The following is a 23,339-nucleotide window of genomic DNA, read 5'->3' on the forward strand; positions in this document are numbered from 1 at the left end:
TGCACAGATATGTTTTCTGCAACCGACAGACACAGATAAATCGGGAGGCGCCGGCGATATGGGTGCGATGGCAGCAGCGGTCGTTTTCGCCTGGCTGGGCATGGTGCTGGCGATCTCATTTCTCGAGGCCCCGCTGAAATTCCGGGCGCCGGGGATAACCCTTCAGCTGGGGCTGGGTATCGGCCGCCTGGTGTTCCGGGCGCTCAACGCGGTCGAGATCGTGCTGGCGGCGGTGGTGGTGGCGGCGGTCGCCGCCGATCCCCCGGGCCGCCTCGCGGTGGCGGCGGTCGGCGTGGCGGTGGCCGTGCTGGCCACTCAGTCGCTGTTCGTCCGGCCCCGGCTGCGCCGCCGCTCCGATGCGGTGCTGGCCGCGACCACCGCGCCGCCCGGCGGGATGGTCGAACGGTCCCAGGCCCACTACGCCTATGCCGGACTGGAGGTGGTCAAGGTCGCCGCGCTGCTGACCGCCGGCGCCGCCCTGCAACTCTGGTCAGTCGCCGGTTAACACCCAGGCCACCGCCTGCTCGACGTCATACACCGTCGGGACCCCGGCCGGCCGGTCCGGGCGGCGCACCACGACCACCGGCAGGCCGAGCTCGTCGGCGGCCAGCATCTTCGGCCAGGTGTACTCGCCGCCGGAATCCTTGGTCACCACCACGTCGGCGCGGTGATCGCGCAGCAGCGCGAGTTCGCCGGGCAGCGCGTACGGGCCCCGGTCGGTGACCACCGTCCAGGTGGGCGGCACCGCGATCGACGGCGGGTCGACCACGCGCGCCAGCACCGCCGCCTCGGCCAGCTCCGGAAGATAGGACGCCAACTGTTGGCGCCCGATGGTCAGCACCGGTCGCCGGCCCAGCGCGGCCGCGGCAGCAGCGGCCTGTTGGTGGGTGTCGGCCCACTGCCAGGACGGCCTGGCCCGCTCCGCCCAGCCGGGCCGCTCCAGCCGCAGCAGCGGGCGGCCGGTCGCCGAACAGGCGGCCACCGCGTGGCGTGACATGGTGGCCGCGAACGGATGAGTGGCATCCACGACGGCGTCATAGTCGGCCAATGCGGCACGCAGACCGTCGACTCCGCCGAAGCCGCCGATCCGCACCGCGCCGGCCGGCAACCGCGGATTGGCCACCCGCCCGGCGAGCGAGGTGGTCACGTCGACGCCGGCGGTGACCAGTCGGTCGGCCAGGACGCGGGCTTCGGCGGTACCGCCGAGCAGCAGCAGGCGGTTCACGGCGCCCCCGGCGGTAGGAACGGCAGTCCGCTCGGTGGGCCGCCGCGGGCTGATGCCAGCAGCTCATCGACGTCCAAGTGCTTCTCGACCAGATCGGCCAGCAGCTCGAGCCGCCGGTCCCGCGCGGCGGGAAAGGACACGCCCGAGGGCGCCAGCCCCAGGGTTTCGGCGAGGAACGCACCCCGCAGCGCATCGTCTTCGAAACTTCCGTGCCGCATGGTGCCGAACACCTGGCCGGTGCGCGCACCGCCGGCAAACTCGTCGGCGCCGTCGCCGCGGGTGACCCGGCCGTGGTGTATCTCGTATCCACCATCGGAGAGGCGCAGCACTTTATCTGCGCCGAAACAGGTTTCGACATCCAGTAAGCCCAGCCCGGCTACCTCGCCCGGCGGGCCCTCGATACCCTGCGGGTCTCGGATCACCCGGCCCAGCATCTGAAAGCCGCCGCAGATTCCCACCACCGGCTTGCCTGCGGCGGCATGCGCCGCCACCGCGGCGTCCAGCCCACGCGAGCGCAGCCACGCCAGGTCGCTGATCGTCGCGCGGGTTCCCGGCAGCACCACCAGGTCGGCATCGGAGAGGCCACGCGGATCCGAGGCGAACACCACATCCAGATCCGGTTCCAGGCCCAGCGCATCCAGGTCGGTGAAATTGCTGATCCTGGGCAGTCGGATCACCGTCACGCGGCGCGCCCCGGCCCTTACCGAGCGCCGGCCGTCCAGATCGAGTGCGTCCTCGGAGTCCAGCCACAGCTCCGGGTGCCACGGCAGGGTGCCGAAGACGCGCCGGCCGGTGACGCGTTCCACGTCGGCCAGGCCGGGCTCCAGCAATTGCTGCTGCCCACGGAACTTGTTGACGATGAACCCCGCGACCAGGGCCTGGTCTTCCGGGGACAGCAACGCGACGGTGCCGAAGAACGCCGCGAACACCCCGCCGCGGTCCACGTCACCGACGACCACCACCGGCAAGCGAGCGTGCCGCGCCAATCCCATGTTGACGTAATCGCCGGCGCGCAGGTTGATCTCGGTCGGGCTGCCGGCGCCCTCGGCGATGATCACGTCGTACCTTGCGGCGAGATCGTCGAAGGCACGGTGTGCGGCCGCAGCCAACTCCGCTCGCCCCTGCATCCAGTCCGCCGAGGACAGCGAGCCCCATGGCTGTCCCATCAGCACCACGTGGCTGCGCTGGTCGCTGCCGGGCTTGAGCAGCACCGGATTCATCGCCGGCTCGGGGTCGGCTCGCGCCGCCAAGGCCTGAATCCATTGCGCCCGGCCGATTTCGGCACCCGTACCGTCGGCGGCGACACACACCATCGAATTGTTCGACATGTTCTGCGCCTTGTACGGCGCCACCCGCACCCCGCGCCGCGCCAGCGCCCGGCACAACCCGGTTGCCACCACGGTCTTACCGGCGTCGCTGGTGGTTCCGGCGATCAGGAGTCCGGTCATCGGGGTCGCCGCACCAGCAGAGCGTCCATCACCCAGCCCGCCTCGGCCTGCGCGGCGCGGCGGGCACCCGCGATGTCGTCGGCGACACCACCGACGCGGCCGCTGACCAGCCGCTCCCCCGCCGCACCGAGGTTGGCGCCCCACCAGATCGTCCAATCGGCCAGCGCGGAGAGGTCGAGCGCCGGCGGATTCAGCATCGCGACGATGTTGTCCTGGCCCGCGGCAACGGCCTCCGCCAGGCGCCGCCCGGTGGTGATGTGCACCGGCCGGCCTACCTCGTGCAGCACGACTCGGTGTCGGGCGGCCAGCAGTTGCGGTGCGCTGATGCCGGGCAATACGTCGTATTCCAGTTCGTATCCCGATTCGGAAATCAGGGCTTTCACCCATTCGACGATGCGGATCGTCGAGTCGTACAGTGCCGGGTCACCCCAGACCAGGAAGGCGGCCGTGCCGCCGCGGGACTGCAGCACGTCGGCGTATCGTTGCGCCCGCGCCGCATGCCAGTCGGCCACTGCGCGGGCGTAGCCCGACTCGGTCAATCCCGGGGAGCGGTCGCGGGGCGGGTCGGCGACCGTGACGACAGGAGTCGCGGCGGCATAGGTCTCGACGACCGAGCGCCGTAGAGCCAAAAGGCTGTCGTCGGAGGATTTCTCGGATGCCACGACGTAGTCGACCGACCGCAGCGCGCTGGCGACCTCGGCGGTGACGTGTTGAGGACCCATCCCGATCCCGAGAATCCAGACTTTCACCGGTCCTCCAGGTTACCTTCGACGTCCAGGTAGGCCTGCTGCAATGCCGCCATGGTCTGCGGATCCGGCTCGGCCCACAGGCCCCGGTCGGCGGCCTCGGTCAGGCGCTCCACGATGCCCTGCAGCGCCCAGGGATTGGACTTGTCGAGGAATTCCCGGGTGGTCGGGTCGAGCACGTACTCGGCGGCGAGCTTCTCATACATCCAGTCGTGCACCACGCCGGCGGTGGCGTCGAAGCCGAACAGGTAGTCGACGGTGGCGGCCAGCTCGAAGGCGCCCTTGTAGCCGTGGCGGCGCATCGCGGAGATCCAGCGCGGGTTGACCACCCGCGCCCGGAACACCCGGGCGGTCTCCTCGGCCAGGGTGCGGGTTCGGACGGCATCCGGCGACGTCGAGTCCCCCACGTAGGCTTTCGGGTCGGAACCGGTGAGCGCCCGCACGGTGGCGATCATGCCGCCGTGGTAGACGAAGTAGTCGTCGGAGTCGGCGATGTCGTGTTCGCGGGTGTCGATGTTCTTGGCCGCCACCTTGATCCGGCGGTAGTTGGTGCGCATGTCCTCCGCGGCCGCACGGCCGTCCAGGCCACGCCCGTAGGCGAATCCGCCCCAGGTGGTGTAGACCTCGGCCAGATCCTTGTCGTCGCGCCAGGTTCCAGATTCTATCACCTGCAGGATGCCGGCCCCGTAGGAGCCGGGCGCAGACCCGAAGACCCGGATGGTGGCCCGGCGCGGATCGCCGTGTTCGGCCAGGTCGGCGCGGGCATGGGCGGCCACATAGTTCGCGTCGTCGGGCTCGTCGAGGGCGGCCACCATCTGCACCGCGTCGTCGAGCATCGTCACCACGTGCGGGAATGCGTCCCGGAAGAACCCCGAGATCCGCACCGTCACATCGATTCTGGGCCGTCCGAGCTCCTCGAGCGAGATCACCTTGAGCCCGGAGACCCGCCGGGAGGCCTCATCCCAGTCCGGCCGCACACCGAGCAGCGCCAGCACCTCGGCGATGTCGTCGCCGGAGGTGCGCATCGCCGAGGTGCCCCACACCGATAGCCCCACCGACTCCGGGTAGCGGCCGGTGTCGTCGAGGTAGCGGCGCACCAGTGAGTCGGCCATCGCCTGCCCGGTCTGCCAGGCCAGCCGGGACGGCACGCCGCGGGGGTCGACGGTGTAGAAGTTGCGTCCGGTGGGCAGCACGTTGACCAGGCCGCGCAATGGCGACCCGGACGGCCCCGGCCGCACGAATCCGCCGGCCAGCGCGTGCAGCACCGAGTCCAGCTCGGCGGTAGTGCCGGCCAGCCGCGGAACCACTTCGGTGGCAGCGAATCTCAATACCCGGCATACCTCGGGGTCGGGTTGCAGCGAGCCGGCAACCGCGGCGTCCCAGCCGGCGGCCTCCATGGCTTCGACCAACTGGCGGGCGCGCTTTTCGATGTCGTCGACGGTCGCGGCCGAAGCGTCGTCCTTGAGTCCCAGCGCGGCGCGCAGCCCGGGCACCGCGTGGTCCACCCCGCCCCACACCTGCGGGGCCCGCAGGATCGCCAGCACCAGGTTGACCCGCTCCGGGCCGGCCGGTGCGCCGCCGAGCACGTGCAGGCCGTCCCGGATCTGGGCGTCCTTGATCTCACAGAGCCAGCCGTCGACGTGCAGCAGGAAATCGTCGAACTCCTCATCGTCGGGCCGGTCGTCCAGTCCCAGATCGCGGTGCATCTCCGCGGCCCGCATCAGGTTCCAGATCTCGCCGCGGATCGCCGGCAGCTTGGCCGGGTCCATCGTCGCGATGTTGCCGTACTCGTCGAGCAGTTGTTCCAGCCGGGCGATATCGCCGTAGGACTCCGCGCGGGCCATCGGCGGGATCAGGTGGTCGACGATGGTGGCGTGCGCCCGGCGTTTGGCCTGAGCACCCTCGCCGGGGTCGTTGACCAGGAACGGGTAGATCAGCGGCAGGTCGGCGATCATGGCGTCGGTGGCGCAGGCGGATGACAGTGCCGCGGTCTTGCCGGGCAGCCACTCCATCGAGCCGTGCTTGCCCAGGTGGATCACCGCGTGCGCGCCGAAACCCTGTGCCAGCCACCGGTATGCGGCCAGGTAGTGGTGGCTCGGCGGCAGATCCGGGTCGTGGTAGATCGCCACCGGGTTCTCCCCGAACCCCCTCGGCGGCTGGATCATCAGTACGATGTTGCCGGAGCGCAGTGCGGCCAGCACGATCTCATCGGCCTCGTTGACGAACAGCTTGCCCGGCGCGGGTCCCCACGCCTGGCTCATCGCATCACGCAGGGCGTCGGGCAGCTCCGCGGTCCACTGCGCGTACTGCTGGGCGCTCACTCGTACCTGCGCCTCGGCCAGCTGCGTCGTCGACAGCCAGTCCTCGTCCTGGCCGCCGGCCTCGATCAGGGTGTGGATCAATCGGTCCCCGGCCGCGGTTTGGTCAGTGACCTCGAGCACCCCGAACCCGTCCCCCACGTCGTAGCCCTCGGCGGCCAGCCGGTGCAGCAGTCGCACCGCCGAGGCCGGGGTGTCCAGGCCGACGGCATTGCCGACCCGGGAGTGCTTGGTGGGATAGGCCGAAAGCACAATGGCCAGCTTCTTCTCGGCGTTCGGGATGTGGCGCAGCACTGCGTGATTCACCACCACCCCGGCCACCCGGGCGCAGCGTTCCCTATCGGCGGCGTAGTGCGGCAGCCCGTCGTCGTCGATCTCCTTGAAGGAGAACGGCACCGTGATGATCCGGCCGTCGAATTCCGGGATGGCGATCTGGGTGGCCGAATCCAGCGGGGTGACACCGTCGTCGTTGGCCTCCCAGTCCGCGCGCGAGGACGCCAGGCACAGCCCCTGGAACACCGGGATGTCCAGCGCCGCGATCTGTTCGATGTCCCACGCGCCGTCGTCGTCACCGGCACTGACGGTCGCGGTGGCGTTGAGCGCGCCGCCGGCCGCCAACATGCAGACCACCACCGCGTCCAGCGTGCCCAACGCGTCGAACAACTCGTCGGGAGCGTTGCGCAGTGAGGCCGCGAAGATCGGCACCCCGATCGCCCGGCCGGTGGCATCGATCGCGTCGGCCAGGGCGTGCGCGAATCCGGCGTTGCCGCTGACCTCATGGGCCCGGTAGTACAGCACCCCGATCCGCACCGCGCCGGGGCCGGCGGCCGTCGTCCGCTGCGCGTAACCCCACTCCGGGATCACCGCAGGCTCGTCGAATCCCGCACCGGTCAGCAGCACCGTGTCGCACAGGAACGCGTGCAGCTGGGCCAGGTTGGCCGGGCCGCCCTCGGCGAGATAGGCGTGCGCCTGCGCTGCCAGCCCGATCGGGACCGTGGAACACTCCATCAGCTCGGCGTTGGGTGCGCGTTCCCCGCCGAGCACCACCAGCGGCAGGCCGGTCGCGCGCAGCAGCTTCAGCTCGTCGGCGATCTCGGCCGACGAGCCCAGGATGCGCAGCACCACCACGTCCGCCCCGGCGAGCAGCGGCTCGATGTCGTGGCGGGCCGGGTTACCGAGCCGGTAGGCGGCCCCGCTGGCCCGCGCCGACAGCAGGTCGGTGTCAGAGGTGGAGAGCAAGGCGATGCGGCGTGCCTCGGACATCACGGGCCTCCTCGGGGTTCTCGCCCCTCGTCGTCGGACGTCTCGTGGCCGTATCTGGCTCGGGGCTGTACTGATGGCGCTGACCTGCTGCGCCCGGCTTCGCCGCGCGTGCGGTCAACGCCCAGCCCCTCACAGTGGCGGAACCGCCCCGGATTTGCACCGGGTTCCTGACACCACGAGACGGCGGCCAGCCTAACGCAGCGGGCCGTGCAAGAATGTCGCCGGTAAGGCGATGACAACACAGTGAGGAAGCCGGTGGAAATCCGGCGCGGTCCCGCCACTGTCATCGGGGAGTGACCCTCATCAGCCACGGCCCGCAACCTGTGGGGCTGGAAGGCGAGGCGAGCAGTGATCCGAGAGCCAGGAGACTCACGTCATCGCGTCCTGCGAACCGGGGCGGTGTACCCCGAGGAAGCTGATGCACGCCCATGTCCCGTGCGCTGCGGGTAGTTCTCGCGCTGGCGATTGCGCTGGCCACTTCGCTGGCCGGCTGCTCAGCCGAACGCGCCCCGCTGTCTGCCGACGCGCGTCCCGGCTGCATCACCGACTTCGATCCGGCCGCCGACTACTTTCCGGACAAATCGACACTGTCCGATGCCAGCAACTTCCGTCTCGAGTATCACCGCAGCTACCAAGTCCTGACCGTTGAGCGCCCCTACCTCGGCGGCAAGCCGGTGTCGTACGTGTTGGTGCGCTGCGGCGCACCGGCCCCGCAGCTGACCGGCGAGCTGGCTCAAGCCCAACAGGTCACGGTTCCGGTGCGCAGCCTGTATTCGGGCTCGACGACGCATCTGGCGATGATCTCCGAACTCGGCCAGGCCGATGTGGTCACCGGGGTGGCCAGCCCGGCCGCGGTGGCCGACCCGCAGATCCGCCGACGCATCGACGCCGGCCGGGTCGTCGGCTACGCGCCCGGCGGGCAGGTCAATATCGAGACAGTGCTGCACGCCGGCCCTGACGTGCTGGTCACCCCGGGAATGGACGACCCCGGCTACCCCAAGCTACGGGAGGCCGGCGTTCCCGTGGTCGCCGACGCCGAATGGTTGGAGGCCACTCCGCTGGGCCGCGCCGAATGGATCAAAGTGTTTGCGGCACTGACCGGAACCGAGTTGCAGGCTGGGCGGGCCTTCCAGGTCATCCGCGACCGCTACCGGGAACTGGCCGTACTGGCCGCGTCGGCCAAACCGGTCGACGTCCTGGTCGGCACCATGTATTCGGGCAGCTGGTCGATGCCCACCGGTGCCAGCTACGCCGGCCGTCTGATCGCCGATGCCGGCGGCGCGTACCCCTGGCTGACCGACGGCGGCGCCGAGAACCGGCAGCTGAACTTCGAGTCGGTCTACGCCCGCGCCGGGCACGCACCGCTGTGGCTGGTCACCGACGATTGGAAAGCCGTGGGCGACGCGGTATCCCAGGACAGTCGGTACGGCGATCTCACCGCGGTTCGCAGTGGCCAGGTATGGTCGGCGACCAAGGCGATCGGGCCCGGCGGGGGCAATCTGTACTGGGAACGCGGTACGGCGCGACCGGATCTGCTGCTCGGCGACCTGGTCGCGATCCTGCATCCAGAGCTGGCCCACAGCGATCGGGAATTCGAGTTCTACCGTCAGGTCGCACGATGAAGGCGCGCATCACGCTGGTGCTGGCCGGGCTCGCCATCGCGGTCGTGGTGCTGGCCGTGCTGGGTCTGGCGCTCGGCCCGGTGCGGGTGCCGCTGGCCGACACCGTCCGGGTGCTTTTTGGCTCCGACGCCTCCGATCCCCGCTGGCAGGTGATCGTGGCGAACATGCGGCTGCCCCGGGTGCTCACCGCGCTGGCCGCGGGGGCCGCGCTCGGGGTCGCCGGCCTGCAGCTGCAGACCCTATTCCGCAACACCCTGGCCGACCCCTACATTCTCGGTGTCAGCTCCGGGGCCAGCCTCGGCGTGGCGCTGGTGATGTTGCTCGGCGGTGCCGCCGGCGCCGGCTTCACCGCCGGTATGGCAGGAGCCAGCCGCGCCGGGGCGACCATCGCCGCAGCGCTGGGTGCCGCGGCGATGCTGACGCTGGTGCTCACGCTGTCCCGCTGGACCCGCTCGGCAGCGACGCTGCTGCTGATCGGGGTGATGTTGGGCGCGGCCAGCACCGCGCTGGTGAGCCTGGCGATGGTCTACGCCGACCCGCAGCGGGTGCAGCAGTTCTTGCTGTGGGGACTGGGCAGCTTCGCCGGAACCGGCTGGGACGACCTTCGGTTGCTGCTGCCGCTGGTGGCGGTCGGGCTGGCCGCCGCAGCGTTGACGATTCGGCCGCTCAACGCCCTGCTGCTCGGCGAGAGTTACGCGGCCACCATGGGTATCAACGTGCGGCGGGCCCGGGTGGTCACGGTCGGCTCAGCATCGCTGCTGGCGGGCGTGACGACCGCGTTCTGCGGGCCGATCGCCTTCATCGGGCTGGTGGTGCCGCACGTGGCCCGCATCGCCGTCGGCACCTCCGATCACCGCGTGGTGGTGCCCGCGGTGACATTGCTGGGTGCGGTCGCCGCGCTGGCGTGCGGAATCGTGAGCCAGGTGCCGGGCAGCAACGTGGTCATCCCGATCAACGCCGTGACCGCGCTGGTGGGGGCCCCGGTCGTGATCACCGTGCTGCTGCGGGCCCGTCGCGGATCGGGGATGCCGTGAACCCCGCGGTTCAGCGAGGCTCGACGAAGGAGAGCCGAAGCTGGGACCGCGGCACAGACACCGCGGTTCAGCGAGGCTCGACGGAGGAGAGCGGAAGCTGGGACCGCCGCATGCGCCGAGCGGTTCAGCGAGACTCGACGGAGGAGAGCCGAAGCAGGGACCGCCGCACAGACCCCGCGGTTCAGCTGGCCGGCCTGGCGATCGGATATAGGCACCGACGGCGCACCACCGCCGTGGCGAGCGACCTCAGTGCGCAGGCCCGCCGCGGCGAGCTCACCGTTTTGATCGGGCCCAACGGCGCCGGGAAGTCCACCCTGATCCGCACGCTGTCCGGACTGCAGCCGGCGTTGGGCGGCCAGGTCCTGCTGGACGGCACCGACCTGACCGGGCTGCCCCGCGACGAACTGGCCCGCCGGGTCGCGGTGGTGTTGACCGAACGGATCGATCCGGGTCTGCTCTCGGCACGGGAGCTGGTCGGGCTGGGCCGCATTCCACACCTGGGCTTGGGTGCCCGGCTGCGCCCGGAGGACGAGGAGATCATCGACTGGGCGCTGGCGGCCACCGGCGCCCAGCATCTGGCGTCGCGGCCGGCCGCGGAGCTGTCCGACGGTGAATGCCAGCGTGTCCTGACCGCGCGCGCCCTGGCACAGCAGCCGGGCCTTTTGATCCTCGATGAGCCGACCGCGTTCCTGGACGTGTCCTCGCGGGCCGGCCTGTTCGGGCTGCTACGCAAGCTGGCCCGCGACCAGCAGATGGCGGTGGTGTTGAGCACCCACGACCTGGAATTGGCGTTGCGGGTGGCCGACCGGGTGTGGCTGCTGGATCCGGCGGGCACCCTCGTCGACACGGTCGGCGAGGAGCTGATGTTGTCGGGCCGCATCGGTGCGATTTTCGACACCGACACCCTGCGCTTCGACCCGTCCAGCGGCATGTTCGCGTTCGGCACCGAAGACGGCCGACGGCGGCCCGCGCGCATCGATGCGCCCGAACCGCTGCACGCTGCACTGACCCGGGTGCTGGCGCGGGAGGGCTGGCACATCGGCGAGACCACCGATCAGCCCGAAATCGTCGTCACCGCAATCGATACCGCTGCGATCACGGTGCGCTCCGCCACATCGACTGCGGTCAGCGCACTGCGAGACCTGCCGCAGCTGCTGCGCTCGCTGCCCACCGAACCGCCACGCCGGTTGGCACCCCCGGAGCTGGTGGTGTCGGCGCTGGCCGAGTTATCCGATGTCAGCCCGTATTTCGCGGTGTCCACCGGTCCGATGCCCGACGGTGACTGGCACCCGGTGGCCCGGCTCTACACCGACCAAACCCTGCTCGCCGACGCGATCGCAGCCACGGGTGAGCGCATCGGGGCACCGGATCGCCGGGTGGCGGCGTCCACGTTCGTCCTCGGGTTCGCCGCCCGGCTGTGGTCGATCGCCCTGGGCGGGCTCGCCGAGCACGGACTGCTGATAGAGCTGTGCCCCGATCACCTCCGGTATCGCCAATCCGGTGGCACCGTCAGCCTGCACCTGCCGGACCCGGTGGCCTGGCAGGGCCGGTGGCCCGACGAGACCCCGGCGCCGCTGCTGGCCGAGCAGATCCTCAGCGGTCACCTGACTCCGTTGACCGCAGCGGTGCGACGACTCGGCCCGATCTCCGAGAAGCTGCTGTACGGCAATGCCGCCTCCGCCGTCCTGGGAGCTGCCCGCGCGCTGGCCCGTCATCGCGGTGAGCAGCTGGCGACCACCCCGTACTGGAACCTGGCCCGCGCCGTGTGCGCAGATGAGCTACTCACCTGCACAATATGTTTCGACGACGTCGGTTATCGCCGGACCAGTTGTTGCCTGTTCTACCGCGTACCCGACGCCGGGTTGTGCGGCGACTGCGCACTGACCCACAAGCCCCAGGTTCGCCAGGACCGAAACTAGGAGGGATTCCCATGACCGAGAACACCGCAGCGGGCACCGTTGTCGCCGATCCGCCCGTCGTCGACACCGAAGACCGCGGCCGCGAACAACTGTGGCCGCTGCCCACCGATCAGCAAAGCCTGCTGGATCTGCTGCACCTGTGCTTCGACGAGTACTGGGACGAGATCTGGTTCGGCATCATCATGCAGGGCGCCGCCTGGGAGGTGGCGGCACCCAACGCACCGCGCAAGATCTCGATGCTCGACGGTTATGCCACCATCGACTTCGGCCGCTGGCATTTTCACCTGTGCATCGGCAAGCATCGGGCCAGCGGCTCGGAGCTGGGCCGGATTCGGCGCTGCACCCGCGCCGAGCTGTACCGGCGAATCGGCAAGGACGGCAACCCGATGTCGTGGGGAGTGCGGCTCTACAACGGGCGCGACGAGCAGATGATGACGATCATGCTGCCCAACCCGTTCCTCACCAACGACCAGCAGATGCGCGAGGAGCCCAAGTGGGGCCAGCTGGAACTGTGGGACAAGCTGCGGGAGCGCTATCTGGGACTGGGCCCGGACCCGGTGGACCGCAACGGAAATCGGATCCGCTGCGGCGGGTAGGCCCGGCCCGGGCCCGGGGTTGGTGGGCCCGCAGCACCTAGCCGGTGTGGTCGACTGCGATTCCGGCGAGCAGGCACTCCAGCGCCGCCAGCGCATCCCGGCTTTCGCGGCGCGGATCGGCGGACCGGGCGACGGTCATCGCGGCTTCACACATCGCTCCGTGAATAAGGTGCGCAAGCGGTTCCACCCGCTGCGGCGCGAGGTGACCGTCGTCGATCGCCATGGATAGTCCTTGGCGCATGAGCGACGTGACATGTTCGTCTTCGAGGTCACGCATCGCCTCCCAGCCCAGCACCGCCGGAGCGTCGATCAGGGTGATGCGCTGCACGCCCGGATCCAACACGGCATCGAAGAAGCCCCGGCAGCCTCGCAAGAAGTTCTGCCAGCTGTCACCGCCGCCGCGTGCGGCCCGCAGCACCGCCTGGCCGATAGCGCGCTGCTCGTCCTCGTAGACCGCGGCGAAAAGCGCGCGTTTCCCGGCGAAGTGGTGGTACAGCGCGCCCTTGGTCATCCCGGCGCGCTCGACGACGACATCGATGGAGGTGGCGTCGAAGCCGTCGGCGGCAAAGGCCGCCCGCGCCACCGCCAGGATCTGCTCGGTGGTGAGGCGGGTGCGTTCTGCTTGGGTACGCGGGCCGGGCACGCCGACCAGCATACGTGACCCATACTTGTGGTACATACCCTTGGTATGTTAATACTGACGGTATGCAAATTCGGCGTCACATCTGTCCGCTCTGCGAAGCCGGCTGCGGGTTGTTGAGCGAGGTGGACGCCGACGAAGTCGTCTCCACTCGCGGCAACCCGGACCACGTGTCGAGTCGCGGACACATCTGCCCGAAAGCGCTCGCGCTCAAGGAGTTACACACCGACCCCGATCGGGTGCACACCCCGCTGATCCGATCCGCCGACGGCCGGTTGCAGCCCGCCTCCTGGGACGAGGCGTTCGCGGCGATCGACGCGCGACTGACCGCGGTACTGGACCGGTACGGGCCGGACTCGGTGGCGTTGTACCTCGGCAACCCGGTAGCGCACGACTTCGCCACGACGCTGTACAGCAGTGCGACGATGCGGGCGTTGGGATCCCGCAACATCTACTCCGCCAACACCGTCGATGCGATGCCGAAATTCGTGGCCTGCCAACTCATGTTCGGTGGCATGTACACGGTGCCGCTGCCCGACCTCGACCGCTGCTCCTACGTGCTGATCCTGGGCGCCAACCCGCTGGTGTCGAACGGCAGCCTCCTGACCGCACCGGGGATGCGGGCGCGGCTGCGCGCGCTACAGCGGCGCGGGGGGCGATTGATCGTCGTCGATCCCAACCGAAGCCAAACCGCCCGCGAGGCCGACGAGCATTACCCGATCCGCCCCGGCGCCGACGCCTTGTTGCTGCTGGCGTTGGTGCATGCACTGTTCAGCGAGAACAGCGTCGACCTCGGCCGGCTGGGCCCACACGTCCGCGGCCTCGAGGCCATCGAGGAGCTGGCCAGGGACTTCTCCCCCGAAGTCGTTGCGCCCCACTGCGACATCTCCGCGGCTGACATCCGCCGGTTGGCCCGCGAGCTGGCTGCCGCACCAGCCGCGGCCGTGTACGGCCGCACCGGCACCTGCACCCAGCGGTTCGGAACCGTGACCAGCTGGCTGATCGAGGTGCTCAACGTGCTCACCGGAAACCTCGACCGGCCGGGCGGCGCCATGTTCGCCCGTCCGGCGGCCGATCTGCGGGCGATGACCGCCCAACGCGGGGTCGCGTTCGGGCGGTGGCGCAGCCGGGTGCGGGGCGCACCGGAGACTCTGGGCGAACTGCCGTTGGCCTGCCTGGCCGAGGAGATCGACACCCCCGGGGACGGACAGGTGAAAGCGCTGATCACCGTCGCCGGCAATCCCGCGCGTTCGGCGCCCAACAGCGCTCGGCTCACGGCGGCATTCGGCCAGCTGGAGCTGATGATCGGCATGGATCTGTACCGCAATGAAACGACACGCCACGCCCATGTGCTGCTACCGGCGCCCTCACCGCTGACCAAGCCGCACTACGACCTGTTCTTCCACCATTTCGCGATCCGCAACACGGCCACCTACGCACCGCCGGTGCTGCCGCCGGACCCCGACGTCAGACCGGAATGGCAGATCCTGCTTCGGCTGATCGGAACCGTCACGCGGCAGGGCGCCACCGCCGACCTGGCAGCCATCGACGACCTGGTGGCCGAATCGCTGGCGCGAACCCTCGGCGGCGACAGTCAGGCAGGGGGGCTGCGCGGCCCCGAACGGCTGCTCGACTTGCTGTTACGGGCGGGGCCGTACGGCGACACCGAGCCCCTGACGCTGGCCCGGGTGCGTGCGCATCCCGATGGGCTCGATTTCGGCCCGCTGCGCCCACAGCTGCCCGGCCTGCTCAACACCCCGTCGGGCCAGATCGAGCTCGCCCCGCAACCGCTGGTCGACGACATCGCCGAACTACGCACCCGGCTGTTGTCGCCACCGAAAGACACCATGGTGCTGATCGGGCGACGCCACCTGCGGTCCAACAACTCCTGGATGCACAATCTGCCCACGCTCGCCAAGGGGCCCGAGCGCTGCACGCTGTTGGTCAATCCCGCCGATGCCGCACGGCTGCGGCTGGGGACTCGCGCGCGAGTGGCCTCACGCGCGGGGGCGGTCGATGCGGCGGTGGAGGTGACCGACGCGGTCCGTCCCGGCGTGGTGTCACTCCCGCATGGCTGGGGCCATGACGAACCCGACATGACGCTGGGTATCGCTGCCCGGCGGCCCGGCGTCAACAGCAACGTCCTGGCCGACGGTGTCGAGCTGGATCCGCTGTCGGGCACCGCGGTGCTCAACGGCATACCGGTACAGGTCGCCGCCAGTCCCGAGGCGAGCTCGCTGTGACCACCGACGCCGCGCTGCGCGCAGCACTGCGCAACTACGCCGAAGCCAAGAACCGGCATGACGTGGAGGCGATCCTGACGGCGTACTCCCCCGACGGCCGCTACCAGGATCCCGGTGTGCGCCAACCGATCATCGGCCGCCCGCAGTTACGCACGTTCTACACGGCGTTTTTCGAATCCGTTCCCGATTACCGGGGTGAGTTCGACGGGATGGCGTTCGGAGAAGACACCGTCGTGGTCTGGGGCCGCATGACCGGGACGACGCACACCGATCTGCTCGGCCTGCCCGTCCGGCCCGGCAGCCGCTTCGAGGTACCCGTCACGTTCGTCTGCACCTTCCGTGGCGGGCAGCTGATCAGCGACGTCGGCTACTTCGACACCAGGATCCTGCACCGCCAAGTCGGCCGACAGAACCGCTGACGGCCACAACCCAGCCAAGGAGGCGATGTTCGTGCTCGCAATCACTCAACATGCTTGGGACGGACCCGATTCCGCGCGCCTGGAGGAGGTCCCCGAACCGCGCCCCGCGCCCACCGAGGTGAAAGTTCGAGTCCACGCCGCCGGGGTGAACCCGGTGGACTACTACACCAGCAGCGGCCGGGCCTACAACCGGGTGCTTGCCCTGCCCTTCATTCACGGATGGGATGTGGCCGGTGTCGTTGAAGAGATCGGCTACGGCGTCAACCGATTCAACGTCGGCGATCGAGTCTTCGGCATGCCGTGGTTCCCGCGGCAAGCGGGCGGCTACGCCGAATTCGTCGCCGCGCCGTCACGACACTTCGCCGCCATTCCCCCTGAACTGAGTTACGCCGAAGCGGCGGCACTGCCCCTGGCGGGGCTGACCGCGTGGCAGATGCTCGTCGACGTGGCCCGGGTGACGGCCGGGCAGCGTGTGTTGATCTCGGCGGCGGCGGGCGGCGTCGGACATCTGGCAGTCCAGATCGCCAAGGCGCGAGGCGCGTACGTGATCGGCACCGCCCGGGCCGCCAAGCACCGCTTCGTCTCCGAGCTCGGCGCGGACGAGGTCGTGGACTACACCACGACTCCCGTTCACGAGGTGGTCTGGGACGTCGACGCGGTGATCCAGATGTTCGGCGGCGACGCCGGCCTCGCCGCGCTTGAGTGCCTTCGGCCCGGCGGAACTCTGGTCAGCGCCCAGGCGGCCTGGACACCGGGCCTGCACGAGCGTGCCGAACAGCTAGGGGTTCATGCCTGCGGCTATCTGGTCGAGCCCGACGCGGCCGGACTCGACGCCCTGGGTGCACTCGCGGCCAGCGGAGACCTGCGCGTACATATCGCCGAACAGCTTCCGCTGAAGGAGGCCGCGCGTGCCCTGCAGACTATCGGCGATAGCCGTACCACCGGCAAGATCGTGCTCACCGCGGCCTGACGGATCGCCCGTCGCGCGCCTGGTGGCGGTGCGCCAGGATGTCCGCCGTGTCACGGTCGGCGGGAAGGAACGCCTCGAGTCGTAACTCTGAGATGGTGATGTCGAGCGCGGTGGCGAAGGTGGCGATCGTCGCAACCAAGCGCACGTCGCCACTGTCTGTCCGCAGCTGCAGTGGGACCGCGAAGCCGAGCGTGTCTGCGGACGCACCGTTGCGGGTCGGCACTCCGTAGCCTTCCAATTCCTCGATCAGGGTTTCCAGGCGAGGGTCCGGCAGCCGCTGACCCAACCCGTCGAAGACGTGCCGCCGCCATTGGTCAAGGTTCGCGATCCTCGGCGCCATGCCTTGCGGGTGAAGCGCAAGACGGAACACATTGATCGGCGGTTCGAGCAGGTAGGGCGCCACACCGTCGAGCAGCACGCCCACCGCGCGATTCGCGCCGATGACATCCCCGACCGAGTCCATGATCAGCGCCGGATACGGAAGGTGGCCGCGAAGGATGTGCTGCAACGCCTCGCGAATCGGGTTGAGCTTCGATGATCCCAGATCCGTCTCCGCGTAGGCGGGGGCGAATCCGGCCGCGGCCAGCAGTGCATTGCGCTCTCGCAGGGTCAGATCCAGAGCGGCCGCGAGGCGCTCAACGATCTCGCGTCCGGGTGCGCTGCGACCTTGCTCGAGGAAACTCAGATGGCGCTGCGTGGTGCCGGCCGCCAGCGCCAGGTCGATCTGGCTGAGTCGGCGGCGACGACGCCAACTTCGCAATGCTGATCCAAAGCCCAGTGTGTGCGCGGCCCCCGGCATGTACCCAGTTAACTCCGCGCCTGCGGCACAGGTCTATTCCCTGTGAGGAATTGTCCAGGCGCACGGTGGTCACGACGATGAGGGCATGACGAAAGATGTGCACCTCGGGGTTGTGGCATTGCTGAGCGGTAACCAGTGGGCGGGGGCCGAGCCGTTAGAACTGGTTCGCCTGGTACGCACGGTTGAGGATCTCGGCTTCGCTTCACTGTGGGCAAACGATTCACTCTTCGGACCACGACTTGAGGCGTTGACGTTTCTGGCCGCCGCCGCGTCGGTCACCGAGCGCATCACGCTCGGCACCGCGGCGTTGCTGCCCGCGCTGCGTCGACCGGTACAGACGGCACAAGCGCTGGCCTCATTGGATCTGGTGTCACAGGGACGGCTGACCATCGGCGTGGGCGCAGGATATCCAGGGGTCTCGGAGCGCGAATACGCACTGTCGCAAGTCCCTTGGCAGCGCCGTTTCGACCGCCTGGACGACACCGTGGCCTTGTGGCGGCAGCTGTGGTCACCCGAGGGACCGGACGAGTTTCACGGCGCGACGACTTCTTTTGAGGGGCTTCCCGACTGCATCGTGCCGGCGACTCCCGGCGGCCCGCCGGTGTGGCTTGCCGGCGACACCCCGAAGGCCCGAACCCGCGCGGGAACACGCTATGACGGATGGCTCCCCTATCCGCCTACACCGGAGCAATACCAGGCGGGCCTCGACGATGTGCTGGCCGCCGCCCAAGGCACGGGCCGCGCGAAACGCGATGTGACACCGGGGTTGTTCGTCACCGTGCTGATCACCGCCGCCCCAGACTGTGGCCGCGAAGCGCTGGATAGGTTCACGAAGGCAACGTATGGATTTCCGCTGCACATCATGGAACAGATCCAGACGTTCGCAACGGGGTCGGCCGAACAGGTCGCGACGACACTGGCGGGCTACGTCGACGCCGGAGCCCGCCACCTGGTCTGCCGCATCGCCGCACTGACACTCGGCGACTATCACGATCAGCTGAAACAGTTGCAACAAGTCCGGGAGGCAATTGCGTGACGCGTCCCACGCCCCCGCGGGCACCGACGATCGCCCAACTTCTCGACGAGTATCAGCAATTCGCCGATCTATTGGGCTTGCTCGAAGCGCCGGCGTGGAACCGGACCACCCGGTGTTCGACTTGGCACGTCTGCGACATCGCAGGCCATGTCGTCGGGCAGGCCGTCGAGACGGTCAGCGGCACGATCGGCACTCGGAGCCCCGACGAGCAGGCCGCCTCACTGCGGCACCTGCCGCCTTCAACACTCGCCCTGCAGTTGCTGGACGCAAGAGAAAAGATGGCGGGTCTGGCCGCCACCTTCGACGACACCGTCTGGGAACGCCCCAGCCTCCTAGGCGATTTCACGATCGGCCAGGGGATGCATTCGCTAGTCGCCGACACATTCATCCACGCCGACGACATTCGGGATGCCCTGGGCCGCCCCTCTGCAACGGGCCCGGCCCTGTACACAAGCATTGACTTCGTCCTGGGCCGGCTCAGCCGGGACAGGGCAGCGCTGGCCGACCGGGATGTGGCATCGCTTCTGTTTCTGCCACCGGAAAACATCACGCAAGCCACCGGGTTGGATCCGCACGAATTCCTGCTCGCCGCTACCGGACGACGCGACACCACATCGTTGGGCCTTCCGCCCCGCATCAACATATTCCGTTCCTGAGGCCCGCTACGGGCCCTACACCTGCGAACCTCCGTAGTCGGCGTCCCTCGGCCAGGTGTTCGGCATCATCGGATTGATTGCGCCACCGCCGAACCCGTCACCGGCAAGCGCGGTCAACCCGGCCGGGCGTGCGGCGCCCACCCGGTGCGTGGCGCCGGGAAACCCGTGCGGCCCGGTGCCCCGGTCCGAGGACATCACCGCTGGGGGGTCAGGCGCCCAGTCTTGTTCCACGTGCATGTACTCGTGCCCGCGCCCCAGCATGCCGACCTGCGCCCGGCGCCGGCGTCGCTGTGGCGCATCCTCTTCCGCCGGCTCCGCTGCGGGAACGTCGGCGCTGTCCGGCTTCGGCGCGGCCTTCTTGCGGGCACTGGTGCCCGACGCCCGTCGGGCGCCCATGTCCAGGCCGCCGACCAGGTACATGTAGGCCGGCGTGGTCACCGACGGCGGTCCAGCCGGGGTCGGTGGCGGCGCACTCGGCGGCGGGGACTGGGCCGCGGCCGGCGCGGGCGCCGGGGCGGGTGCCGGCGCCGGGGCGGCCGCGGGTGCCGGGGCGGAGGCCGGCGGTTGGGCCATCACCAGTCCGGGTGACGGCGCGGGCGCCGGTGGTACCGCGGCGACGGCGGCGTGATGCGCCAGGGCGCCCAGACCGAGACCGCCGAGCACGCCCACCGGTGCCAGCACGGCCGAACCGGCCAGCATCGGCAAAAGCGCTGGGATCAGGGCGGTCTGGGTGATCAGGTAGTTGAGCGCCTGGACGGTGTTACCGATCGTGGCGCCGACGATCTCGACCATCGCCAGCGGTATGACCAGGCCGAGGCCCTGCGGATTGAACAGGGCCGTGTACATGATCGCCAGCAGGTCGTCGATGATGACGATGCTGGTGAACGCGAAGTAGGAGCCCGGGTCCAGCGGCACCGACAGGATGTAGGCCAAGTACGCCGGGTTGAGGTAACTCAGCGGATTGCCGGTCCAGCCCAGCCATGACCCGGGCACTCCGGCCGGCGGCAGCCACGACGATCCACCGAGACTGGCGAACCACTGGGCCAGCGGGTCGGCGATATCGGTGAACCCGATCTTGTCGAAGAACGCCAGCCACTCCGCATACAGCGGGTATTGTCCGCTGTCGGGATAAGGCGGCTGCGGGACAAGGCCTTCCAGCCATTTCGCGAAGTCGAGGAACCATTGCGGCGACTGCGGCGGCGTCGCGTCCGCGCTGCCCGGCGTCTTGAGAACCGCTGGGGCCGGGTCGGTTTGCGGTACCGACGCCACCGATGTGGTCGCGGTCGCCTCGTAGACGGTCATCACGGTGGCCGCCTGCGCCCACATCCGCGCGTAGTCGGCCTCGTTCAAGGCGATCGGAATCGTGTTGATACCGAAGAAGTTTGTTCCGACCAGCACGGCGTGGGTGGCGTGGTTGGCGGCCAACTCCCCCAGGGTCGGCATCATGGCCACTGCGCTGGTGTAGGCGGTCGCGGCGTTCTGCTGCGCAGTGGCCGTCACCGTCGCGTCGGTACCGGCACGCAGCAGCCAGGCCAGGTAGGGGGCGTTGGCGGCCACGAACGCCTCAGCGGACGGTCCCTGCCAGGCTCCGGCCTGCACCCCGGCCAACAGGCTGGTCAGTTCGTCGGCGATCGCCATGTATTCGACGGATAGGGAGGTCCAGGCTGCCGCGGAGGCCAGCAGTGGGCCGGCGCCGGGGCCGGCAGACAACAGGGACGAATGGATCTCAGGAGGCGACGCCACCCAGATAGGCGCGGTCAAGGTGATCAGCTCTCTCGGGGTACACCGCCCCGGGTCGCAGGACGCGACGATGTGAGTGTCCTGACTCTCGGATCAACGCTCGCCTCGCCTTCCAACTCCGTGAAGAGCCGTGGCTGTTGAGGGTCGCTCCCCGATCACAGTGGCGGGACCGTGCCGGATTCACACCGGCTTCCTGCACCATCGTTGCCTTACCGGCGCATTATCGCACGCTATGGCAGGGGCGGCGAAGCCCTGTCACACGCTGGCCCGCCCGGGGCCGTGTACCGCTTCTGCGACCGCATCGGCCAGCGGAACGATGTCGTCGGGGGCCAGTTCGGCGATGGTGATCCGCAGCCCCGGGGCGCTGCGGAGCCGAAACCGGGCCCCCGGAGCCGCCGCCCAGCCCGCGGCGAACAGCGCCGTCATCGCCACCGCCTCGTCGGGCACCGGGATCCACACGTTGAGGCCGGAACGGCCGTGGGCGGCCACACCGCGATCGGCCAGTGCCGCACACAAACCGGAGCGGGCAACGCCGTAGGCGGCTTCGGCGTCGGCCACCCGTTGAGTCGTGGCGACGTCGCGCCACATCTCGACCGCAATGTTCTGCAGCAGGTGACTGACCCAGCCCGGCCCCAGCCGCAGCCGGCCCTGCACCCGTTCGACGGTGCGCTGGTCTCCGGCCAGCACCGCCAGCCGCAGGTCCGGGCCGTAGGCCTTGGCCACCGACCGAATGAATGCCCAGTGCCGGGTCACCCCCGCCAGCGAGTGCAAGGGCGCCCCGGCGATGGCCGCGCAGTGGTCGTCTTCGACCAACAGCACGTCCGATCCCTCCAGCAGCACCCGCAGGGCATCGGCACGTTCGGCGGAAACCGCTGCGCCGGTGGGATTCTGGGCCCGGCTTGTCACCACCACAGCGCGCACCCCACGCCCCAGCACACGTGCCAGGTCGGCCGGCACCGGCCCGTCGTCGTCGACCCCGACCGGCTCCGGAGTGAGTCCCAGTGCGCCCAGCAGGTCGAGCAGGTTGGGCCATCCCGGGTCTTCGACGGCGACCCGGTCGCCGGGGCGCAGGTGCGCGGAGAGCACCCGCTCGATCGCGTCCAGCGCCCCGGAGGTGACCGCGAGGTGGTCCGCCGGCACACCGTCGGCGGCCAGTTCGGTCGAGACATGGTCGGCCAGCACCGGCGCGATCGGCGGATGCCCGTAGAGCACAACAGATCCCGACGCGGCGGCGACGATCGGCAGCAGCGCCGGATTGGGGTTTCCGGTGGACAGGTCTCGCACGTCCGGGGGCACGGCCAGCCCGCGCAGCGAGCGCGGTGTGGTGGCCGGGCGATCGCGGACCCGGGTGCCGCGCCGGCCCGAACTCTCGACGGCGCTGCGGTCGCGCAACAGCCGGTAGGCGGCGGCCACGGTGTTCGGATTCACCCCGAGTTGCTGGGCCAGCCCGCGGATCGGCGGCAGCACGGCCCCCGGAGCCAGCGCGCCGCACGCGATGCCCTCTTCGACGCTGGCCGCGATGGCTTCAGCGCCCTCACCCGTGATGCTGTATTGTACTGCCACAATGTTTATATTGCACTAGTACATTAATGGAGGCAAGCCCGTGTCCTATGCGCCGACGCCGCAGACCACCCCCAGCCGCTACCGGGAACGGGCCCGCTACGACCGCGAGACCGTGCACCGCATCCTGGACGAGGCGCTGATCTGCCATCTGGGCTACGCCCGCGAGGGCCATCCGGTGGTGCTGCCCACCACCCATGCCCGGGTCGGCGAGACGCTGTATCTGCACGGCTCCACCGGCAGCGGCCCGGTGCTGGCCGCCGGCCCCGCGGGCCTGCCGGTCTGCGTCACCGCCACCCTGGTCGATGGGTTGGTGCTGGCCCGTTCGGCGCTGCACCATTCGATGGCCTACCGGTCGGTGGTGGTCATCGGCGCCGCCCGGCTGGTCGAGGACGACGCCGAGAAGCGGCGCGGACTGAATGCACTGCTCGATCACGTGGCGCCCGGCCGGGCCTCCGACGCCCGGCCGCCCAACCGCCGGGAACTGGCGGCGACGGCGGTGCTGGCCCTGGACCTGGTCAAGGTGTCGGCCTCGGTGCGTGACGGCGGGCCCAACGACGAACCCGAGGACATCGCGTTGCCGCACTGGGCGGGAGTGGTTCCGCTGCAGATAGTCGCCGGGCGCCCGGAGCCGGCCGCCGATCTCGACCCGGCCATCGCGCTGCCGTCCTACCTGGAGTCCTACCGCAGACCGCGGTGAGAGCCGGCCGGATCGGCGCGGTGATGATCTACATCGTCTGCCTGCGGCGCTCCGGCATCCAGGTCCCCGGCGTCATCGGCGCGATGGCTCCGCCGCCGAATGCGTCCCCGGCCAACGCGGTCAGCCCGCTCGGCATCACCGGTTCCTCCAAGTCCATGTACTCATACCCGCGGCCGAGCATGTCGGTCTTCGCGCGCCGGCGCCGACGGGCCTTCGCCTGCTCGTCGGTGGTGTCCGCCGGCGCGGGAATTTCGGCGGCATCGGATTCGGACGCCTTGCGGCGGCGCGCGCTGGTGCCCGCGGCCCGGCGGGCCTGCTGGTTCAGGCCGGCGACGAGGTACATGGCGGACAGCGCGTCGCCCGGCGACAGCGGCGGGGCGGGCGGTGGCGGGGGTGCCCCGGGAG

At 69.8% G+C, this 23,339-nt stretch carries 20 protein-coding genes and 3 riboswitches; of the genes, 11 read left to right on the forward strand and 9 right to left on the reverse strand.

Annotated features, from left to right (window positions below; genetic code table 11):
- Positions 1 to 58: 58 nt before the first annotated feature.
- Positions 59 to 505 (forward strand): hypothetical protein, encoded by a 447-nt coding sequence (locus BST28_RS19115; protein WP_065287973.1) that lies wholly within the window; start codon positions 59 to 61, stop codon positions 503 to 505.
- Here BST28_RS19115 and BST28_RS19120 read toward each other — a convergent pair.
- From BST28_RS19120 to cobN, 4 genes are read right to left on the reverse strand one after another with little or no spacing between them, the layout of a single operon-like run.
- Entirely contained in the window at positions 491 to 1,225 is a 735-nt protein-coding gene (locus tag BST28_RS19120; protein ID WP_083082372.1) for a cobalt-precorrin-6A reductase, read from the reverse strand. The two genes, BST28_RS19115 and BST28_RS19120, sit on opposite strands and share 15 nt — an antisense overlap.
- Positions 1,222 to 2,673 (reverse strand): cobyric acid synthase, encoded by a 1,452-nt coding sequence (locus BST28_RS19125; protein ID WP_083082373.1) that lies wholly within the window; start codon positions 2,671 to 2,673, stop codon positions 1,222 to 1,224. Before BST28_RS19125 ends, BST28_RS19120 begins: the two co-directional genes overlap by 4 nt.
- Entirely contained in the window at positions 2,670 to 3,422 is a 753-nt protein-coding gene (gene cobF, locus BST28_RS19130; protein WP_083082374.1) for a precorrin-6A synthase (deacetylating), read from the reverse strand. Before cobF ends, BST28_RS19125 begins: the two co-directional genes overlap by 4 nt.
- Entirely contained in the window at positions 3,419 to 7,000 is a 3,582-nt protein-coding gene (gene cobN / locus BST28_RS19135; protein WP_083082375.1) for a cobaltochelatase subunit CobN, read from the reverse strand. Before cobN ends, cobF begins: the two co-directional genes overlap by 4 nt.
- 29 nt (positions 7,001 to 7,029) lie before the next feature.
- A riboswitch (cobalamin riboswitch) is annotated at positions 7,030 to 7,193 on the reverse strand.
- A gap of 19 nt (positions 7,194 to 7,212) precedes the next feature.
- A riboswitch (cobalamin riboswitch) is annotated at positions 7,213 to 7,391 on the forward strand.
- A gap of 37 nt (positions 7,392 to 7,428) precedes the next feature.
- Between cobN and BST28_RS19140 the strand changes: the two genes are divergently transcribed.
- From BST28_RS19140 to BST28_RS19155, 4 genes are all read left to right on the forward strand, one after another.
- The gene (locus BST28_RS19140) at positions 7,429 to 8,622 is read left to right on the forward strand and encodes an ABC transporter substrate-binding protein (RefSeq protein ID WP_065287978.1); all 1,194 of its coding nucleotides are present in this window, start codon (positions 7,429 to 7,431) and stop codon (positions 8,620 to 8,622) included.
- Positions 8,619 to 9,656: a FecCD family ABC transporter permease gene (locus BST28_RS19145; RefSeq protein WP_083082376.1), complete on the forward strand. Its 1,038-nt coding sequence runs from the start codon at positions 8,619 to 8,621 to the stop codon at positions 9,654 to 9,656. The genes BST28_RS19140 and BST28_RS19145 overlap by 4 nt, the downstream gene beginning before the upstream one ends.
- Before the next feature lie 233 nt (positions 9,657 to 9,889).
- Positions 9,890 to 11,575 carry an ATP-binding cassette domain-containing protein gene (locus BST28_RS19150; protein ID WP_234808332.1) on the forward strand — a complete coding sequence of 562 codons (1,686 nt, stop codon included), beginning with the start codon at positions 9,890 to 9,892 and terminating at the stop codon, positions 11,573 to 11,575.
- 11 nt (positions 11,576 to 11,586) lie between these two features.
- Positions 11,587 to 12,171: a DUF7676 family protein gene (locus BST28_RS19155; RefSeq protein ID WP_083082379.1), complete on the forward strand. Its 585-nt coding sequence runs from the start codon at positions 11,587 to 11,589 to the stop codon at positions 12,169 to 12,171.
- A gap of 37 nt (positions 12,172 to 12,208) precedes the next feature.
- Here BST28_RS19155 and BST28_RS19160 read toward each other — a convergent pair whose 3' ends face one another.
- Positions 12,209 to 12,814, reverse strand: coding sequence for a TetR/AcrR family transcriptional regulator (locus tag BST28_RS19160; RefSeq protein WP_083082401.1), 606 nt, complete (start codon positions 12,812 to 12,814; stop codon positions 12,209 to 12,211).
- A gap of 62 nt (positions 12,815 to 12,876) precedes the next feature.
- Here BST28_RS19160 and BST28_RS19165 point away from each other — a divergent pair, with 62 nt between their 5' ends.
- The 3 genes from BST28_RS19165 to BST28_RS19175 are packed head-to-tail and all read left to right on the forward strand — an operon-like array spanning position 12,877 to position 16,443.
- Positions 12,877 to 15,054 (forward strand): molybdopterin-dependent oxidoreductase, encoded by a 2,178-nt coding sequence (locus BST28_RS19165; protein WP_083082382.1) that lies wholly within the window; start codon positions 12,877 to 12,879, stop codon positions 15,052 to 15,054.
- Positions 15,051 to 15,473, forward strand: coding sequence for a nuclear transport factor 2 family protein (locus BST28_RS19170; RefSeq protein ID WP_234808333.1), 423 nt, complete (start codon positions 15,051 to 15,053; stop codon positions 15,471 to 15,473). Before BST28_RS19165 ends, BST28_RS19170 begins: the two co-directional genes overlap by 4 nt.
- 25 nt (positions 15,474 to 15,498) lie before the next feature.
- Complete coding sequence (locus BST28_RS19175; RefSeq protein ID WP_207570144.1) at positions 15,499 to 16,443, forward strand: NADP-dependent oxidoreductase; 945 nt, start codon at positions 15,499 to 15,501, stop codon at positions 16,441 to 16,443.
- On the opposite strand, the gene BST28_RS19180 is transcribed toward BST28_RS19175, so the two are convergent.
- Positions 16,430 to 17,242, reverse strand: a complete 813-nt coding sequence (locus BST28_RS19180; RefSeq protein ID WP_165758115.1) for an MmyB family transcriptional regulator — start codon at positions 17,240 to 17,242, stop codon at positions 16,430 to 16,432. The two genes, BST28_RS19175 and BST28_RS19180, sit on opposite strands and share 14 nt — an antisense overlap.
- 85 nt (positions 17,243 to 17,327) lie before the next feature.
- Here BST28_RS19180 and BST28_RS19185 point away from each other — a divergent pair, with 85 nt between their 5' ends.
- Both BST28_RS19185 and BST28_RS19190 read left to right on the forward strand, forming a co-directional pair.
- Positions 17,328 to 18,278, forward strand: coding sequence for an LLM class flavin-dependent oxidoreductase (locus tag BST28_RS19185; RefSeq protein WP_083082386.1), 951 nt, complete (start codon positions 17,328 to 17,330; stop codon positions 18,276 to 18,278).
- Complete coding sequence (locus tag BST28_RS19190; RefSeq protein WP_083082388.1) at positions 18,275 to 18,934, forward strand: maleylpyruvate isomerase family mycothiol-dependent enzyme; 660 nt, start codon at positions 18,275 to 18,277, stop codon at positions 18,932 to 18,934. Before BST28_RS19185 ends, BST28_RS19190 begins: the two co-directional genes overlap by 4 nt.
- Positions 18,935 to 18,949: 15 nt before the next feature.
- Here the strand turns inward: BST28_RS19190 and BST28_RS19195 are convergent, their stop codons facing one another.
- Positions 18,950 to 20,695 (reverse strand): PPE family protein, encoded by a 1,746-nt coding sequence (locus BST28_RS19195; protein ID WP_083082407.1) that lies wholly within the window; start codon positions 20,693 to 20,695, stop codon positions 18,950 to 18,952.
- A gap of 33 nt (positions 20,696 to 20,728) precedes the next feature.
- A riboswitch (cobalamin riboswitch) is annotated at positions 20,729 to 20,912 on the reverse strand.
- 17 nt (positions 20,913 to 20,929) lie between these two features.
- Positions 20,930 to 22,237, reverse strand: coding sequence for an aminotransferase class I/II-fold pyridoxal phosphate-dependent enzyme (locus BST28_RS19200; RefSeq protein WP_083082390.1), 1,308 nt, complete (start codon positions 22,235 to 22,237; stop codon positions 20,930 to 20,932).
- Between the two features lie 40 nt (positions 22,238 to 22,277).
- On the opposite strand from BST28_RS19200, the gene BST28_RS19205 reads away from it, so the two are divergent.
- The gene (locus BST28_RS19205; protein ID WP_083082392.1) at positions 22,278 to 22,934 is read left to right on the forward strand and encodes a pyridoxamine 5'-phosphate oxidase family protein; all 657 of its coding nucleotides are present in this window, start codon (positions 22,278 to 22,280) and stop codon (positions 22,932 to 22,934) included.
- Positions 22,935 to 22,962: 28 nt separating this feature from the next.
- Here BST28_RS19205 and BST28_RS19210 read toward each other — a convergent pair.
- Positions 22,963 to 23,339, reverse strand: a 377-nt coding sequence (locus BST28_RS19210) for a PPW family C-terminal domain-containing PPE protein (protein WP_474630499.1), incomplete at its 5' end; no start/stop codon positions are given.

Source organism: Mycolicibacter kumamotonensis (genome assembly GCF_002086285.1).
Lineage (GTDB): Bacteria > Actinomycetota > Actinomycetes > Mycobacteriales > Mycobacteriaceae > Mycobacterium > Mycobacterium kumamotonense.